This window comes from Bacillus marasmi, assembly GCF_902168435.1.
Lineage (GTDB): Bacteria > Bacillota > Bacilli > Bacillales > Cytobacillaceae > Bacillus_BU > Bacillus_BU marasmi.
Genome location: NZ_LR656175.1, coordinates 104,526 through 121,488, shown reverse-complemented (window position 1 = coordinate 121,488; position 16,963 = coordinate 104,526). Strand labels below are relative to the sequence as shown.

Sequence of the window (16,963 nt, the reverse complement as noted above, 5' to 3'; positions counted from 1 at the left end):
CCTAGCCGTTCATTTGTAGAAATTGTTCAACCGTATATTTCTCAAGTTTATTGTTTTCTAGAAACGCAACATGCGTACAAATTTGTTTAATTTCATCAAGATGATGAGAGGAAAGCAAAATCGTTTTATCAGTCAGTGATCTCAAAACCTCGAGGATTTCCTTGCGACCGATTGGATCGATTCCGCTGGTTGGCTCATCCAAGATCAGGATTTCGCTATTTTGGTAAAGCGTAATGGCGAGCCCGAGCCGTTGAAGCATCCCTTTTGAATAGCCCTTTATCTGCATATCCCGATCGTCCCAGAGCCTTACCGATCGCAAAAGCTCCTCTATGCGCTCTGCGTCAGCTTTTTTATCGATAGCCTCAGCAAAAAATTGCATGTTTTCCATTCCAGTTAATGCAGGATAAAGCATAAATTTTTCAGGAAGATAGCTGATTTTTCCTTTGATATTAATCTTCCCTTTTTTGATAGGGAGTAATCCCAGCAGGCTATTAATGAGCGTTGATTTGCCAGCGCCATTACGGCCGACGAGTGCGGTTATTTCATTTTTTTCAATCACCATATTTACATCGTCTAATACTTGTTTATTTCCAAAGGATTGATAAAGATTTTTTACTTCAATCATTCTACGCCCTCCTTCCGATGGAACAAGACTGCGCTAAGATAAGAAAGTAACATTAACAGGGTGGCGTTAATGAGTAAAAATAGCCCTGGTTTTAGCCAAATAAATGATTGTAAAAGCTTTGACATATGGTCAAAGGAGTATACACCAAGCGACGATTCCAAAAAGACACGTGCAGCTTGGAGAGGATTAAGAAAATAAATGCTAGAAAACCATTTAACATTCTCATATGTAACATCAGCAAGAAATGAAAGCAGAATAAAGTCATGTAAAAAGAAAAAGTAAAACCAAACAGCAATTGTTGCCCCGACAATTTGCATTTTTGAGCGGCTAATACTGCCTATTAGCATCCCGATCTGGCCGAAAATAATCACGATACAAATGAGCGAGATTAAAAACGAAAGATAGCTGGCAAAATCGAGCTCAAATAAAAATTTTAACGGTAACAGGTACACTAAAAACCAAATGATAATTGGTCCGAGTAGGCAAAGGTGGATAGCCAAGCTTTTTCTCAATAGAAAGCTTTTAAAGTCATCGCGTCGCGTCAGGAGCATGATGAGTGTTTTCTGTTCTTTTTCTTGAAAAATCGCAAAGGCACCCAAAAATAAACAAAGGATCGGTATGAAGTAAATAAAAGCATCAAATAAATTGATTAATAGTACATAAAAGCCTTGCTCAAAGGAAAGAGTGGAAGCATTGAACAATAAACTAGTAGAAACAAGCACAATAATTCCAAGTGAGAGCCAAAAGCCTTTTCCCCTTATGTTTTCCTTCCATTCCTTCCAAATATAATGCATAGTGGATATCTCCCTTTTAGTAAAATAACCGCTAGTATAACGATAGCTGCAGCTAGAAACCAAGGCCATCGTCCGGTTGATTCATCATGCACGACCAGTGGCGCGGAATCCTCAAACATGGTTTTTGATTGGTTGAAGAACTGATTGATTTTTTCATAAATTCCTATCGCAGGGCTTTTTAAAAATAAATAAGTCAATTCCTGATCCTCGATAAGCTCATACAAAGACGATTGGTAGGCTACTGTCTGATCGCCAAGTCCGTCTTGATTTAAGTCGAGAACAGGGAATTCATTCCCCCAGTTATTTCCCTGATTGTCCTTTGTCCAGTAGTTACGCCCTTGGCCACCAAGCGCGAACACCGGAATCGTATTTTCCGAAATATTATTTAACGTAAAGGTTTGATCATTGGAGCTGGCCCAGAGCTCGACCCCAATTTGATTACGAATAATCGTATTGTTTTTTATTAAATTATTGGTTGATTGGTCAATATACAGTCCGCGCTGATTGAGGATAAAGGTATTGTTGGTGATTTCCGTATCAATCGCCGAGAGTAAAAATAACCCGAAAGACTTGTGACCATAATTAAAGATAAAATCGTTGTTATTGAGCTTATTTCCGTTCGATTCCATTATGGCCGCGCCACCGGTATTAAACGTAAACGTATTTCCTTGGAAATCATTCTCATTTGAATACATGAAATGCAGACCGTATCGCGTTTCGCTTAATTTGTTTCCGACAATTTTATTGTTATTGGCATAATCAAAATACATGCCGTCGCGCGTTCCTGTTACGATATTATTTTTCAAGAGATTATCATTCGAGTAATAAATATGTAAGCCATTGCCCTGTTTAGCAATGATGCCGTAACCATGCCCCGTTATGTTAGAGTTTTCTATCGTATTATGATGGGACTGGCTTAGATAAATGCCATGGAATGAATCAGTAACAGCGATGTGATCAACGGTATTCCCATTACTATATAGCTTAATTGCTGCATATTCCTCAGCAGAATTGCGGTTCATGCTGCCGTTTGTGACAGTTAAATTCCGCAAAGTTACATTTGGAGCGGTCACAGAGATGACATTCCCTGTACCGTCCCCTTTAATAATGGTTTTCTTATTCCCGATGATTTGAATCTCTTTATCAATCACGATATTTCCTTCATACGTCCTATTATCAAGCTGGAGAACTGCTCCCTCCTCAGCAGAATCAATCATAGCCTGCAAATTTTCAGCAGCAGTGCTTTCCTGCGGCATGGCAATCATCAATATTGAACTGAACATGAGGAGGAGCAGAGTTTTTGTCATCTTTGTCGGTCCTTCCATAGCGGAATTAAAATCAAAATGAATGCAGCGACAATCAGATAAGAGCCTGTTTGCAATAAGCTGTAGGTCGTGAAATTTGCAACGATATTTTCACCAATAATCGGTGGTACGAACGGATCCATTGTAATTGGTGCTTTTGGGTCAAGGTCTGTACCGAAGCTCACGAGCCAACGTCGTAAATCCCAAACGCCGACTGCACCACCTACGGCAAAAAGGATGATTGTTCCGTATAAATACGATTTCTTTCTAATTAGTGCAGCTGATAAGACAATGACAGCTAAACCACCGATTAAATAAGTTAAGTATTGTAGCTCAGGGAAACTCTCCTCGCTAAATTTATTCATACCAATATAATGGTTTAAGGCATTGATATTATCAATTTCGCCTTCCAGCTTATCAGGATAAACGACGATGTTTAATCCCTCTGGATATTGAGGTGCAAAGAATTCCATTTTCCACCATGGGAAAAATAGTGATGAGGCAATCAGTAAAGCAGAAATCGCAATCATTAGACTAGAAAATAGTGAAAGTTTTTTTCCGTTCATCGTAAACGCGCCTTCTTTCATCAATCCTACGTATTTTGTAACAGAAAGAAAAAGAGGCTGGTTTAGCTATTTTGGGTGTTCCAGCAAAACAGGAATTCTATGACTACTTTGAGCCATTGTTTGAATTCGCAGTTTGATGGTCTAACCTTAATAGTTTTAAGCCAGCCTCTTTGCTTTATTCATGCTTATTGTGGTTTTACTAAAAGATATCCTGACATTTCTTGGTGTAATGCTGAGCAGAAGTTCGTACAGTAAAGTGGGTAGGTACCCGCTTTATCTGCGGTAAAGGCCAATGTATTGGTTTGACCAGGCTGGACTTCCATATTTAAGTCATATTGGTTGATACCAAATCCATGAGTAATATCCTGATCAAGGTCGATATTAGTTAAGTGTATGAATACTTTATCTCCTTGATTTACTTCAATAGCATCAGGACGTTTTGCTTTTGCGTCAAAGATAAACTTAGAACGCATTGCAATACCGTATACGTGAACTTCATTTCCTTTCCGTTCAATTCGTGCATCCTCTTGCTTATAAACGGCTAGCTTATTATTTTCATTTTTTGGATATACAGAAATCGTTTTGATTTTGTCAGCTTTAATCATCTGAGCATAGTGTGGTTCAGGATCTACTGGTGCAGATTGAATTACTTTCATTTTTGAACCTGCTAAGTCAATTAACTGCATTGATTCTGGATGAGATGGACCTACTGATAAATAGGAATCCTTGGCAATTTTATTAAGTGCAACGATATATTTACCATCAGGAGTAGCTGTATCACCCTCTGCAGCAGCAGCGTGACCTGGTGAGTATTGTACCGGAACACGGTCTAAAGTTTCACCAGTCTTAGGATCCCATTTAACTATCTCAGAAGAGATAAACATTGTTGTGTAAGCCATACCTTTATCATCGAATTGCGTATGAAGTGGTCCAAGTGCGTTTTCTGGGTCAACTTCACGTTCCATTACTGAATCATATTTTAGAACTGGAATACCGTTTCTTTCACCGTCAAATTGACCTTTTTCAATTGCTTCAAATGCTTTTTCAAAAGAGAAGACGGTCATTGCCGGTGCTAATTTTCCAGAAGCGATAAAGTATTTTCCATCCGGAGTTACATCAACACCGTGTGGAGATTTTGCAACTGGTACAAGATAAATTCCGCCTTTATGCTTTTCAGGGAAAATCATTTTTTGCCCAGTAACATTATCATATTCACCTTTAGCAACTTTTTCTTCAAGCTCTTTCCAGTTAAAAAGAACGATATAGTCACGGTCAGCTTGAGATGCGTTAATTTCAAGATTTGTTGTCGCCTCTTCAGTATTGTATGTGGTCATAACTGCCCAATCTTTAGAAATCTTTTTACCTGCATCTGATAAGTCATATGACCAAGGTGGAAGTGCCACCTGATAAGCAATATTTAATTCTTCTTTCTCTTCATTAAACGTTACAGCGGACATAACGCCGCGATATTTATCGCTATAATCATCTAAGCTTGCATACTCACTACCAATTGGCACTGCAAAGCGAGTAGGTAGGAACATATATTCAGTGTTTTCCGTAACAAAGGCCGCACAGTGTGGACCGCTTGTATTCGGTACATTAATAATATCTTTCGTTGTAAAAGTTTCTAAGTTTACGACTGCTGCACGGCTATTGGCTACGTCTGTAGCGAAAAGGTACTTCCCATCGTATTCCCCATTTGTTTCAGATATTGCTGGGTGATGGAGGTCGCCCCAAGTGTAATCGCCTAGCATTTCTTTAGAATGTTCATCAAAACCATAGCCTGTTGCAGAATCTGGTGAGAATACTGGAATCGTTCTAATTTTACGCATGGAAGGAACACCGTAAACAAACATTTGACCAGAGTGTCCACCTGATGCCATTAAATAATATTCGTCTTTTTCACCAAATGGGACATAAACTTTTTCTGCGTTTGATTTATTGTCATTCGATGCTGTTTCAGTTTTAGCTCCTGAAGTAAAATCTCCAAAAAATACGGTTGCCGCTAACAATCCTGCAACTAACCCGCTTGAGATTGGGATCCAACTTTTCATCTATAAAGCACCACCTTATTGATTTAGTTTGCTTCTGCTGCTTTTTGTAGCAATTCAGTTATTTTAGAGATTTCATCATCTGATAATGGACTTCCGCTAATTACCCCAGACATAACTGCTGAAGTTGGTTCTTTTAAGAATTCGTTAACAGGTTTACCATGCTTTCCTTCGACATTATTAAATGCTTGAGAAAGGTCAGGACCTGTTGCACCACCGCTTAAATCTAGTGATGAAACAGCGTGGCATCCAAGGCATCCTTTTTGGTTAAGGATCTCAGCCTCAGCTGATACAGCCGTTTCTGTACCTTTAGATTCTTCCGTCGTTGCATCAGTTGTACTACTTGATTCCTCCGAACTCGTGTCAGAGCTTGCTATCGCATCCGTTTGGCTGTTTTTGCCCAACATGACATCAAAAACAAGATATCCTATGCCAAGTCCGATTAAGGCACTAATAAGAAAATAGATAGTCGCTTTTTTCAAGTTGTTTTCCCCCCTAGACTTAATTACATGAATCATCTTAACGCGCATGCCATTCTCGTATTGTGACGTAGTTCACAGTTTTTCAGGCCTTTAGTGACGTTTTTGTGTCAGTGTGCCTTATTGGTTAAAATCGTCAAAAAATGTTCGTAAATGACGAAACTGTGAAAAACCTCACTTAATTAGTGTTTGAATTTCGTTACAATAAGGAAAAGTGACGGTGGGAAGGAATGGGGTAAATGAGCAATGGTTTAATTAATTCAACTATATACAATCAAGAAAAGACTACAGTTGAAGAGTTTTTGGGGAAAATCGAAGTGTTCAAAAACCTTCCTAAGAAATCCTTTAACCTGTTGGAGAATCGAATCATAAAAAAGTCTCATCGTAAAGGAGAGCAAATTATCTCTGAGTACGAAGAAGCACAAGGGGTTTATTTTGTTCATTCAGGTATCGTTAAACTAACGAAGCAAGACGACCAAGGAAATGAAATTATTGTGTGTATAAAAAAGAAAGGTGAAATTTTCGCGGAAGCTTGCCTTTTTAATCAAATTGGCAGCCTTTATCCAGCTACAGCACGAATGGTTCAGTCTGGAGATATTTATTTCCTTAATACACTCGACCTTGAGGCCGAATTGATGAAGTCACCTGAAATGGCTGTACAGATGATCCGTTATATGAGTGAAGCTTTGCGGGATATGACGACAATTATGCGAGATATCGCTTTGCTTGACGTTTATACAAAAACGATGAGAACGTTAGAACGACTCGCTCAAAAGTTTGGCGCCAACCACTGCAATCGAATGCATATTGAAATACCCCTAACTGTTCAGGAATTTGCTTCACTAGTCGGAACCTCCCGAGAAAGCATTAGCAGAGTATTTTCTAAATTAAAAAAGGACGGCGTTATTGATATTCAAGGCAAAAAAATCATTATTCTTGATTGGTGCCACTTCTGCGCTTTGACCCAAAATCGAGGCTAATGGTGCGAAGGTTTTCGCATGATTTTGATTATAGTATTGCGAAATTGAGGATAATGGGGTGACTTATTGCAGGTTTATGATTTTGGCGGACATAGCAGCCCTTATTTTGCGAATAAATGCTACAATGATCGTTTAACGGACACCGGTGCTCTTATTTATCTTAAATCACGTAAAACAACCTTCTAAATAAACAAATAGCGGACTGTATGTCCGGATAATTACAAAAACTAAGGATTTTAACCGAAATAAGGGACCGTGTGTCCGAATAAAAACAAAAAAGTTAGTGAGGATGGACCTCGCTAACTTTTTTAGTATGATATCTAAAATTTATACGTCCAGAAACGTTCTGTTAACATTCGAGCAATGATTTCTGGATCATTTTCTCTGAGTTTATCAGACATGGCGGCAGCTGTTAATTGCGTTTGGGAAAGATGTGCTTTAATCGCATTCATTTTAATTTCAGCTACTGAACTGATATTGTTGATAATATCCGGCTCGCCAATCTCCTGTTCACAGTTTTTAGAAAAAGCAACACAGTGGAGCGTAGGACGCTTATGTTCAGGTAACTGGCCAACAGCGCGTACAACCGCTGCCCCAGTAGCGTCATGATCGGGATGGACAGAGTAGCCTGGATAAAATGAAATGACAAGTGATGGTTTTACATCTTCAATTAAGGAGGTCATCATCTCCGTAAGCTTATTCTCATCTTCAAATTCTATCGTTTTATCCCGCAAGCCCATCATTCTTAAATCTTGGATACCAAGCACTTTAGCAGCATTGATTAGTTCTTCTTTACGGATGTTTGGAAGTGATTCTCTTGTCGCAAAAAGAGGGTTTCCCATATTTCGGCCCATTTCCCCTAGTGTTAAACAGGCATAAGTAACTGGTGTCCCGTTTGCGACATGTTGAGCAATTGTCCCTGAAACACCGAAGGCTTCATCATCAGGGTGCGGAAAAATCACTAGTAATTGACGCTCTTTCTCCATTTGGAAAACTCCTTTCTATCTACATTATTGGTTTATAAGTATTTGAACTTGATTAATGTCCAGCTGCAGCGGCAAGGGGCTCGGGGTCATAAGCCAAATCCCTCCAGAGACTAGCGTCTCTTGCGTGATTCGTCTTATGCCTGTCGCCCCTGAACAAGCCGCTTCCGCTTTTCGATTTGTCCAGCTGCAGCGGCTAGCCCCTCGAGGTCTTAAGCCAATCCGACCAAAAGGTTAAAGAACAACCTTTTGGCCGGCTCGTCTTAAGCTTGTCGGGGCTGAACAAGCCGCTTCCGCTTTTCGATTTGTCTAGCTGCAGGCGCCATCGGCTCGAGGTCACAAGACAATCCGTCCAGAAGGTAAAGTTCGACCTTCAGGCCGGCTCGTCTTGTGCTTGTCGCCGATAACCGGGCGCCTTTCGCTTTTCGATTTGTCTAGCTTCAGCGGCTAGGGGCTCGGGGTCACAAGCCAATCAGTCTAGAAGGTCAAAGAACGACCTTCAAGCCTGCTTGTCTTGTGCCTGTCGCCCCTGAACAAGCCGCTTCCGCTTTTCCTATTCAAACGGGGTTTTGCTTAGCTCTAGTGCGACGGCAAGTTTTCCTTCGCTATCGTGGCCAGCTAATAATAAGCGGTCTTCACCAGCAATTTCAAAATGCGTTAGTCCCTCTCCATAAACCCAACCGATTCCCAGTTTGAGTCCGACACGGTATGGCCCGTTTCCAACGATTTTTCCATGCTCATAACGGATTAAAGCGTTGCGAATATATGCACCAGCAGAAAGAAAAGTTTCATTATAATGGGATGCATAGGCTCCGTTGGTTGTTTCGAGGTGGAGGTAGACATCTTGTTGTGCAAAGCGATCGATTTCTGCCTGGACCTTTTCTGGAATAATTAGCTCCATAATATCTGCTCCTTCCTGTATTCTTTCCAAACTACTGATTAGCTTCACTAATTTGACATATATACATCTTACTAAAAACAATATTGATTTGCGAAAAATAAGGCACTAGTAGGTAAAAATTTCCAAAATAAGACAGGACCATACTTTTGGTCCTGTCTGAAATAATCTATGAATAGCATTTAATGATGCAATCAAACTTTTAGGCACTTAATAGCAAAAAAATCTAGAAATTAGAGGGCTTTTTGCGTCACTTTAATGTGTTTTTGGAGAAAAAAATCCTATATTGTTCAATTTTCGATGCCGTAGGTCCCTTTTTTGAAGAAATGGGAATAAATTATACCCAAAAACTAATCAGAGACACTTTTCCGAAAATCTATTTGCACACAAACAGTGATATATGCACAGATTTTGATGTTTATGCTTCATTTCAAAAATTAAATGATACAACTTTTTTGATATATGCACGACTTTTAAAATATATGCACAACTTTTCCAGGCAGTGTTAAATTTATGCACAAGAAAGGTTGTATATGAACATAAATATCGATTTATGCACACAAATCTTAGTTTATGCACAACCGAAATGTCCCTCAACCCAACTAAGGTCACCCTGCAAAAACAGTCCCTACTTGCTAAGCTGCTCAGCCTCTAAAGCGCCGGCGCCATATAATCGGTATGCCTTATGCATCGTTGGTCCAACATATTCATTCAGCTTAAAGCCGTGGCGAATCGCTTCAGTAATGAAATCTTTAGCAACTTTAACTGCCTCTTCAACTGATTTCCCTTTTGCGAGTTCTGCAGTAATTGCTGCTGAATATGTACAGCCTGCACCATGAATATATGTGGTTTCAATTCGCTCAGATTCTAATAGCTGATAATTTTTCCCATCAAACAATAAATCAACAGCTTTCTCGTGCGCTAACTTGCTGCCGCCTTTTATTAACACATACTTTGCACCTAGTTCATGAATTTTAGCTGCTGCCTCTTTCATTGCATCAACAGTGCGAATCGGTCCTGTTTTTGCAAGTTGGCTGGCTTCGAATAAATTTGGCGTCACAACTGTAGCTCGTTGAACGAGCACTTCACGTAAAGCATCGGCTGTTTCTGGATGAAGAACTTCATCTTCGCCTTTGCAAACCATAACTGGATCGACAACGATTGAACTCACTTTGCTTTCGTCCATTTTTTTTGCAGCTAATTCAATAATGTCAACCGAGCCAAGCATTCCGGTCTTCATTGCATCTATACCAACGGATAGAGCCGTTTCAAGCTGTGCTTCTAGTGTATGTAACGCAATTGGAAACACGTTGTGATGCCAATGGTTTTTCGGGTCCATTGTGACAACTGTTGTAAGTGCTGTCATCCCATAAACTCCAAGCTCTTGGAATGTTTTTAGGTCCGCTTGTATACCTGCTCCTCCACTAGTATCAGAGCCGGCAATTGTTAGTACTTTTTTCATCACCATATTGTTAATCCTCCTTAAATCATCCTAGAACGATTTTATCGATATCATTATATCAGTATTATAACGTTGTGAAAAAATTCCTTTTATTATACTCATTACCTAATGAAAAAATTTATACAAAAAACTAATATAAAAGTGCGTAAAATGTCAAAAATTCCGTAAATGCGTGAGAAAAGTTACTGTGATAATTTGGAACTGATATTAAGATTAAGAGACAAGTAATAAACATTTATCATATTAAATAGATGGTAAAGATTATTACTGTGGTAGTTCACAAAATATCCAAAAAAAAGTCATAAAATCGGAATAACTTTGCCACAATGTAACCGCTGTCAACAATCGCTTTTGCTGTACATTAATACTAAGAGGATAGTTTGTTCTATTTCTCTAGTGTTTACGGTTTTTTTGTGTGACTTTTGTCGCAGTCAGATTACTTGCTAATCTCTATGATGGTAAAGGGAAACCAAATCAGCAAATCCCGTCGGTGTTATGGACCTAAAAGGGGTGAAGTTATGAATAGAAAAGGCTGTCCTGATGAATATCCAATTTCATTGATTGTAAATGGTTATGAAATCGCTGTTTTTCAATTAACGAATATGGATCTAGTAGATTGGGCTTATGGATATTTATTTTCAGAAGGATTAATAGATAAGGTTGAAGATGTGCTTGGGGTTAGCGTGAATGAAGATATGGGTACAATCCATGTGACTTTGAGCGAGGCGTTTGATAGTGAAGTGTTTTTCACGAAAAAGAAACACTATACTGCTGGTTGCGGAAGAGGAGTAACCTTCTTTTCAATGACCGATGTCAAAAGCTTTGACAAAGTGAATTCACAACAAACCTATCAATTAAGCTATCTATTAAAAAAGCGGAGTCAATTCGCGCAGGAGTCGCCGTTGTATTTAGAGTCGGGCGGCATGCATGGTGCTTGCATCGTCCATGAGGATGGGAGCATCGCAGTACGTGAGGACATCGGTCGCCATAATGCAGTCGATAAAATCATCGGCTATGCACTGCGAAATCACCTTGACCCGCAGAAATTAATACTATTAACAACTGGTAGAGTTTCATACGAAATGCTGTCAAAGGCAGCTAAATATGGCTTTGCTGTTATTGGCTCACGAACAGCTGCGACAAAGCAAGCAGTTCAACTTGCCAAATATTTAAATATCGAGCTTATTGGCTATTTAAGAGGAAAAATGGCGATTGCCTACACTTCCTTTGGTAGGGTCAACAATGATCTCGTCGAATTGAAAGTCGGGGGTTCTTCCTATTAATTAGGGTTTTATAGATGATATACAACAGTAGTAGAGGGGGCAGAAATATGGATTTTACAAGAAGGCAATTTTTGAAGTTGTCTGGTGCTACAGCGATTACGATGGCCGTAGTCGAACTTGGCTTCGATGATAAAAAGGCCAAAGCAAGCACAAAAGAATTTAAGATTGCAGCATTAAAACCAACACCAACCATTTGTCCATTCTGTGGAGTAGGCTGCGGAATCTTGGTTTATGCCAATGAGAAAGACGTAGTTTACACAGAAGGGGACCCAGACAATCCGATCAACGAAGGAACCCTATGTAGTAAAGGTACAACTGTTCGTCAAATTTTCACATCAGACAAGCGTGTAGAGAAACCTTTGTATCGTGCACCTGGTGCTGATAAGTGGAAAGAGGTCGATTGGGACTGGGCAATTGAACAAATTGCAAAGAAAGTGAAAGATACACGCGATCGTAAATTTATCGCAACTGAAAATGGCATGCCTGCAAATAAAGTAGAAGCAATTGCCAGCATGGGTGGAGCAGCTCTAGATAATGAGGAAGTTTACATCCTAAGTAAATTGATGCGTGCGGGATTAGGGTTAACCTATCTTGAGCATCAGGCCCGGATATGACACAGCTCTACGGTTGCCGGTCTGGCACCTACAGTTGGTCGTGGCGCGATGACAAACCACTGGGTTGACTTGAAAAATACTGATTGCGCACTAATCATGGGTGCAAACCCAGCAGAAAACCATCCAATTAGCTTTAGATGGTTAACGCAAGCAAAAGAACGTGGTGCAAAAATCATTTCAGTAGACCCAAGATTTACAAGAACATCTAGCCAAGCAGATATTTATGCCCCACTTCGTTCTGGTTCAGATATTGCATTCCTTGGCGGGATGATTAACTATATTTTAGAAAACAAGCTATATCATGAAGAATATGTTCGTTATTATACTAATGCTTCTTTAATCGTTACAGATGACTTCTCTTATGATGATGGTATTTTCAATGGTTATGATGAGAAAACAAGAAGCTATGATAAATCTAAGTGGACATTCAAGAAGGATGCAGAAGGTAAGTTTATACGCGATACTACACTTCAAGATCCACGCTGTGTGTTCCAACAACTGAAAAAGCACTACTCACGTTATACGATTGAAAAAGTTGTAGAAGTAACTGGTACACCAAAGGAAGACTACTTAAATGTAGTGAAGGCATTTGCTGAAACTGGTAAGCCAGGTAAAGCCGGAACAATTATGTATGCGATGGGCACAACTCAGCATACAGTTGGTTCACAAAACGTTCGTTCATACGGGATTCTTCAATTGCTACTTGGAAACATCGGTTTACAAGGCGGCGGAATCAATGCGTTACGTGGTGAATCAAACGTACAAGGCTCTACAGACTTTGGTTTATTATATAACAATGTCCCAGGATATATGGAAGTTCCGACTTCTACTCCTGAAGAAGCAACTTACGAAGGTTTCTTAAAGAAAGTAACACCTGCAGCAGGTTACTGGACAAACAAGCCTAAGTTCTACACAAGTATGTTAAAAGCTTTCTATGGTGATAACGCAACAAGTGCTAATGAATTTGGTTACCACTGGTTACCTAAGTTAACACCGAAGAAAGATTACACACATATGAGAATTTTCGATGCGATGTCTAGAGGTGAAATCGAAGGTTTACTCATGTTTGGTACAAACCCAATTGTTGGTGGACCAAACTCAGGTAAGGAACATGAAGCGCTAAGCAATCTTAAATGGATGGTCGCTGTAGACTTATGGGAAACAGAGACTAGCGCATTCTGGCAGAAGGAAGCTGGTGTTAATCCAAGTGAGATTGATACAGAAGTATTCTTCCTACCTGCATGTTCATCATTTGAAAAAGAAGGATCAATTTCTAACTCTGGCCGTTGGATGCAGTATCGTTGGAAAGCAATTGAGCCAAAGGGTGAATCATTAGGTGACTTAGAAATTATCCACCTATTGGCAATTAAATTAAAAGAGCTTTATAAAAATGAATCGACACCAGCAGCAGCATCAATGAATGCTATGACATGGGAATATGGTGAAGGACATCATATTGATATCGATTTAGTTGCACGTGAAATTAATGGTTACGAGACAGCAACGAAGAAGTTAGTACCTGGATTTGCTAAGCTAATGGCTGATGGTTCTACTGCAAGTGGTTGCTGGATTTATTCCGGATTCTATCCAGAAGAAGGCAAAAACTTATCACAGCGTCGTGATAATAAAGATACAGGAAATGGTAACTATCTAAACTGGTCATTTGCTTGGCCTGCAAACCGTCGTGTCCTTTACAATCGTTGTTCTGCTAAACCAGATGGTACTCCATGGTCTAAAGAAAATAACCAAGATGTAATCTGGTGGGATGGAGCACAAAACGCTTGGGTTGGTAAAGACGTACCAGACTTCCCGAAAGATCGTGGTCCTGAAGCACCTGGAGGAAAAGATGCATACTTTATGAATGCGACTGGATTAGGTGGATTATTTGCACCAATGAATGAAGGTCCATTCCCTGAACACTATGAACCATATGAAACTCCAGTTTCAAATGCATTCTCAAGTGTTCAATTGAACCCTGCTACTAAGTTTGGTGAGAAGGAGTTCATGACACAAGGTGATGCTTCTAAATACCCAATCATTGCTTCAACATATCGTGTGTCTGAACACTGGCAGGCAGGAGCGATGACACGTAACCAAGCATGGTTATCTGAATTAGCACCACATATGTTCGTGGAAATTGGCGAACAACTTGCAAGTGAAAAGGGCATCAAAAATAAAGATGAAGTTATTATCTCATCTGCTCGCGGTGAAATTAAAGCATACGCAATGGTTACAAAGCGCTTTAAGCCGTTTAAGGTTAAAGGTAAAACTGTTCACCAAGTTGGTATGCCTTGGCACTTTGGTTTCAAGGGAATCGCAACTGGCGGAACAGCGAACCACTTAACACCGCATATTGGGGACGCCAATACAAACATCCCAGAATATAAAGCATTCCTTTGCGATGTTAGGAGGGCAAAATAATGGCTAAAGAATATACAAAATTAGTCGATGTTACGAAATGTGATGGTTGCCGTGCCTGTATGGTTGCTTGTAAAAACTGGAATGACCTTCCGGCTGAGCCAGAGGAGTTCCTAGGAAGTAATCAATCTCATGCAAAGGTTACTGCGCATACTTGGAATGTAATCGAATTTATCGAGCATGAAAACACAAAAGGCAATTTAGACTACCTATTCCGTCATTCTGCATGTTTCCACTGTAAAGAGGCAGCATGTGAAAAAGTTTGTCCTGAAGATGCAATCACTTACTCAAAATACGGCACAGTTGTAGTTGACCACGAAAAGTGTGTAGGCTGTGGCTATTGCGTACAAAACTGTCCGTTTGATGTTATCTCATTAGCAACTTACAAGGATAAAGAAGGTAAGGAATACCGTAAGGCTTCAAAATGTACAATGTGTACAGACCGTATCGAAGAAGGTATGCAGCCAGCTTGTGTAACGACTTGCCATCCGGGAGCACTTGAATTTGGTGAAAGAAGCGAAATGATTGCTAAAGCAGAAAAACGCTTAAGTCAAATTAAAGACCGTTATCCTAACGCAATGATCTATAATCCAGAAGGTGTTGGCGGAACAAACACAATCTACGTGTTAGCTGAAAAGCCATCCGTTTACGGCCTGCCTGAAAAACCAAAAGTACCAACATCTGCAGTACTTTGGAAAGATTACGCACAACCACTTGGTAAGATGATGATTGGTGCAACTACAATGGGTGTTCTTGGATTAGCAGTGTCCTATAGATTATTTAACAAAGACAAAGGACATGATGCTGGAGGTGATAGCCATGAGTAAACCAAATCAGCCAGAGGTTAAAGTAAGACGCTTCTCGTTGGCGTTTGTTTGGGCCCATAATATCAATTTCATTTCGTTCTTCATTTTGTATATAACGGCCTTACCAATGTATACAGAGTTCTTTGACTGGCTTTATCCAGTTTTAGGTGGACCGGAAATGGCAAGACTATTGCACCGTATTTTTGCAGTCGTCTTCATCACTCCGACATTCATTTGGTTTATTTTTGACCGTAAAGGATTATTCCGTTGGTTCAAAGATATCGTTACTTGGAAAAAACGTGATCTTCAGTGGTTCCAAGAAACAGTTAAGGAACTTGTGGGTCTTAAGTTTAAGCATGTGCCACAATCATTCTTTAACGCAGGTGAAAAGATTAACTCTTGGATTCAAATTTTAACTGCTATCATGATTATCGCATCAGGATTCACACTATGGTTCCCTGATTTCTTCCCGCAATGGGCAGTACAGTGGGGCTACTTCCTTCATAGTGCATGTATGGGTCTTGCGATTGCTGTAGTTGTCGGTCATATTTATTTAGCAGCAGTTCACAAGCATTCATCACCAGGATTCAGAGGTATTGTTGATGGTAAAGTACCAGCATGGTGGGCTAAGGGCCACTACACTGACTGGTATGATGAAGAAGTAAGAAAGGGTAACTTCCCTGATGTACCACTTCATGGCCACGATGATGACAAGAAATCTAAAGGCGCATAATAAATAAAATGCGGTAACGCAGATAACAATAATCTTAAAATGGCTGTCTGTAAAAGGACAGCCATTCCCTTTAAAAACGAAAGAGGTGCAGCTCATGAAGACATCTGTGGTATCAAAGGAATATTTAAATCTACAAAAGGAAATCATCCAGCTTCAAGAGCAATGGAAAAAGGGACTCAACCCTGATTCAGTTAGACCAAATTATGATCAAGCAGTAATGGAAACTGGCGTACCAATTGCCGCCTTTACAGCGATTGATTTCGATATTGCACTATTTGTACAGTGGATAGATGAACTAAAAGACGTATTATTAAAAAATAACCCACAGCTATCTGAGCAATTTGATAAATTAGCAAAGCTATTAGATGAACAAACTGCTGTTTTATGGCTGGAAGAAGCATATGCCTTAAATCATATTTATTTCCAAGAATATGCCAATCAACATGGCTTGGAGCCATGGCTTCCGCAATTTTTAGCTGAGACTGCCTTGCGTCCGTATTTACAATTAATCGCTGAAAAAGTTCAGCCAAGAATAAATGCGGCTGAAAAGGGAGTAGCTGTTCCAGGTTGTGGCTGTCCTGTTTGCGGTGAACCAGTTCGTCTTGGTCAACTCGAAGGAAAAGGCCAAAAAGTGTTACACTGTCCGCGCTGCTTAGCATATTGGTTAGATAAGAAAATTTCCTGTTCACACTGTGGAAACACAGATCATGGTACGATTCAATTTCTAACGATTGAAGGAGATTCTTCCTCACAAATTCATGTTTGTGATAAATGTAAAGGCTATACTAAGGTTATTGATACTAGACAACATCTTGAAAAGCCATCAACGACGTTACTTGACTTAAAGACAATCCATCTTGATTATATTGCCCAAGAAAAAGGTTACAGCTCAACTGGTAATCAACCAGAAGGTGATAAAACAAATTAGTAATGGTATTTATGTTATTTAGGTTATAGTAAAAGAAAG

The 16,963-nt window shown here is 39.7% G+C and carries 15 protein-coding genes; 6 read left to right on the top strand and 9 right to left on the bottom strand.

The window, feature by feature from the left end; genetic code table 11:
* Nucleotide 1 precedes the first annotated feature (1 nt).
* From FXW34_RS16245 to FXW34_RS16220, 6 genes are all read right to left on the bottom strand, one after another.
* Nucleotides 2–625: an ABC transporter ATP-binding protein gene (locus tag FXW34_RS16245; RefSeq protein WP_147535058.1), complete on the bottom strand. Its 624-nt coding sequence runs from the start codon at nt 623–625 to the stop codon at nt 2–4.
* Nucleotides 622–1,419 carry an ABC transporter permease gene (locus FXW34_RS16240; protein ID WP_187118991.1) on the bottom strand — a complete coding sequence of 266 codons (798 nt, stop codon included), beginning with the start codon at nt 1,417–1,419 and terminating at the stop codon, nt 622–624. The genes FXW34_RS16245 and FXW34_RS16240 overlap by 4 nt, the downstream gene beginning before the upstream one ends.
* Nucleotides 1,383–2,726 carry a nitrous oxide reductase family maturation protein NosD gene (gene nosD, locus FXW34_RS16235; protein WP_147535056.1) on the bottom strand — a complete coding sequence of 448 codons (1,344 nt, stop codon included), beginning with the start codon at nt 2,724–2,726 and terminating at the stop codon, nt 1,383–1,385. Before nosD ends, FXW34_RS16240 begins: the two co-directional genes overlap by 37 nt.
* Nucleotides 2,723–3,289, bottom strand: coding sequence for a hypothetical protein (locus FXW34_RS16230; protein ID WP_147535055.1), 567 nt, complete (start codon nt 3,287–3,289; stop codon nt 2,723–2,725). The genes nosD and FXW34_RS16230 overlap by 4 nt, the downstream gene beginning before the upstream one ends.
* A 185-nt stretch (nt 3,290–3,474) precedes the next feature.
* A complete protein-coding gene (gene nosZ / locus FXW34_RS16225; RefSeq protein WP_147535054.1) occupies nt 3,475–5,343 on the bottom strand; it encodes a Sec-dependent nitrous-oxide reductase in 1,869 nt (622 codons plus the stop codon).
* Between the two features lie 23 nt (nt 5,344–5,366).
* Complete coding sequence (locus tag FXW34_RS16220; protein WP_187118990.1) at nt 5,367–5,822, bottom strand: cytochrome C; 456 nt, start codon at nt 5,820–5,822, stop codon at nt 5,367–5,369.
* A 236-nt stretch (nt 5,823–6,058) separates the two neighbouring features.
* Between FXW34_RS16220 and FXW34_RS16215 the strand changes: the two genes are divergently transcribed.
* Complete coding sequence (locus FXW34_RS16215; RefSeq protein WP_147535053.1) at nt 6,059–6,799, top strand: Crp/Fnr family transcriptional regulator; 741 nt, start codon at nt 6,059–6,061, stop codon at nt 6,797–6,799.
* Between the two features lie 320 nt (nt 6,800–7,119).
* On the opposite strand, the gene bshB2 is transcribed toward FXW34_RS16215, so the two are convergent.
* The 3 genes from bshB2 to pdxK form a co-directional block, all read right to left on the bottom strand.
* Nucleotides 7,120–7,785: a bacillithiol biosynthesis deacetylase BshB2 gene (gene bshB2 / locus FXW34_RS16210; RefSeq protein ID WP_147535052.1), complete on the bottom strand. Its 666-nt coding sequence runs from the start codon at nt 7,783–7,785 to the stop codon at nt 7,120–7,122.
* A 550-nt stretch (nt 7,786–8,335) separates the two neighbouring features.
* On the bottom strand, nt 8,336–8,683 hold the full coding sequence (locus tag FXW34_RS16205; RefSeq protein ID WP_147535051.1) for a YojF family protein: 348 nt from the start codon (nt 8,681–8,683) through the stop codon (nt 8,336–8,338).
* Between the two features lie 625 nt (nt 8,684–9,308).
* Complete coding sequence (gene pdxK, locus FXW34_RS16200; protein WP_187118989.1) at nt 9,309–10,148, bottom strand: pyridoxine/pyridoxal/pyridoxamine kinase; 840 nt, start codon at nt 10,146–10,148, stop codon at nt 9,309–9,311.
* 512 nt (nt 10,149–10,660) lie between these two features.
* Between pdxK and fdhD the strand changes: the two genes are divergently transcribed.
* The 5 genes from fdhD to FXW34_RS16175 all read left to right on the top strand — a co-directional run bounded on the left by fdhD (nt 10,661) and on the right by FXW34_RS16175 (nt 16,924).
* The gene (gene fdhD / locus FXW34_RS16195; protein ID WP_147535050.1) at nt 10,661–11,425 is read left to right on the top strand and encodes a formate dehydrogenase accessory sulfurtransferase FdhD; all 765 of its coding nucleotides are present in this window, start codon (nt 10,661–10,663) and stop codon (nt 11,423–11,425) included.
* Between the two features lie 14 nt (nt 11,426–11,439).
* Entirely contained in the window at nt 11,440–14,460 is a 3,021-nt protein-coding gene (gene fdnG / locus FXW34_RS16190; RefSeq protein WP_483964279.1) for a formate dehydrogenase-N subunit alpha, read from the top strand.
* Complete coding sequence (locus tag FXW34_RS16185) at nt 14,460–15,284, top strand: 4Fe-4S dicluster domain-containing protein (RefSeq protein WP_147535048.1); 825 nt, start codon at nt 14,460–14,462, stop codon at nt 15,282–15,284. Before fdnG ends, FXW34_RS16185 begins: the two co-directional genes overlap by 1 nt.
* Nucleotides 15,277–15,996: a formate dehydrogenase subunit gamma gene (locus tag FXW34_RS16180; RefSeq protein ID WP_147535047.1), complete on the top strand. Its 720-nt coding sequence runs from the start codon at nt 15,277–15,279 to the stop codon at nt 15,994–15,996. Before FXW34_RS16185 ends, FXW34_RS16180 begins: the two co-directional genes overlap by 8 nt.
* 94 nt (nt 15,997–16,090) lie before the next feature.
* Complete coding sequence (locus FXW34_RS16175) at nt 16,091–16,924, top strand: formate dehydrogenase accessory protein FdhE (RefSeq protein WP_147535046.1); 834 nt, start codon at nt 16,091–16,093, stop codon at nt 16,922–16,924.
* Nucleotides 16,925–16,963 lie beyond the last annotated feature (39 nt).

Excerpts from the sequence above, each read along its gene's own strand:
- FXW34_RS16245 (WP_147535058.1), bottom strand. The coding sequence starts at position 625 with ATGATTGAAGTAAAAAATCTTTATCAATCCTTTGGAAATAAACAAGTA.
- FXW34_RS16240 (WP_187118991.1), bottom strand. The coding sequence starts at position 1,419 with ATGCATTATATTTGGAAGGAATGGAAGGAAAACATAAGGGGAAAAGGC.
- nosD (WP_147535056.1), bottom strand. The coding sequence starts at position 2,726 with ATGACAAAAACTCTGCTCCTCCTCATGTTCAGTTCAATATTGATGATT.
- FXW34_RS16230 (WP_147535055.1), bottom strand. The coding sequence starts at position 3,289 with ATGAACGGAAAAAAACTTTCACTATTTTCTAGTCTAATGATTGCGATT.
- nosZ (WP_147535054.1), bottom strand. The coding sequence starts at position 5,343 with ATGAAAAGTTGGATCCCAATCTCAAGCGGGTTAGTTGCAGGATTGTTA.
- FXW34_RS16215 (WP_147535053.1), top strand. The coding sequence starts at position 6,059 with ATGAGCAATGGTTTAATTAATTCAACTATATACAATCAAGAAAAGACT.
- bshB2 (WP_147535052.1), bottom strand. The coding sequence starts at position 7,785 with ATGGAGAAAGAGCGTCAATTACTAGTGATTTTTCCGCACCCTGATGAT.
- FXW34_RS16205 (WP_147535051.1), bottom strand. The coding sequence starts at position 8,683 with ATGGAGCTAATTATTCCAGAAAAGGTCCAGGCAGAAATCGATCGCTTT.
- pdxK (WP_187118989.1), bottom strand. The coding sequence starts at position 10,148 with ATGGTGATGAAAAAAGTACTAACAATTGCCGGCTCTGATACTAGTGGA.
- fdhD (WP_147535050.1), top strand. The coding sequence starts at position 10,661 with ATGAATAGAAAAGGCTGTCCTGATGAATATCCAATTTCATTGATTGTA.
- FXW34_RS16185 (WP_147535048.1), top strand. The coding sequence starts at position 14,460 with ATGGCTAAAGAATATACAAAATTAGTCGATGTTACGAAATGTGATGGT.
- FXW34_RS16180 (WP_147535047.1), top strand. The coding sequence starts at position 15,277 with ATGAGTAAACCAAATCAGCCAGAGGTTAAAGTAAGACGCTTCTCGTTG.
- FXW34_RS16175 (WP_147535046.1), top strand. The coding sequence starts at position 16,091 with ATGAAGACATCTGTGGTATCAAAGGAATATTTAAATCTACAAAAGGAA.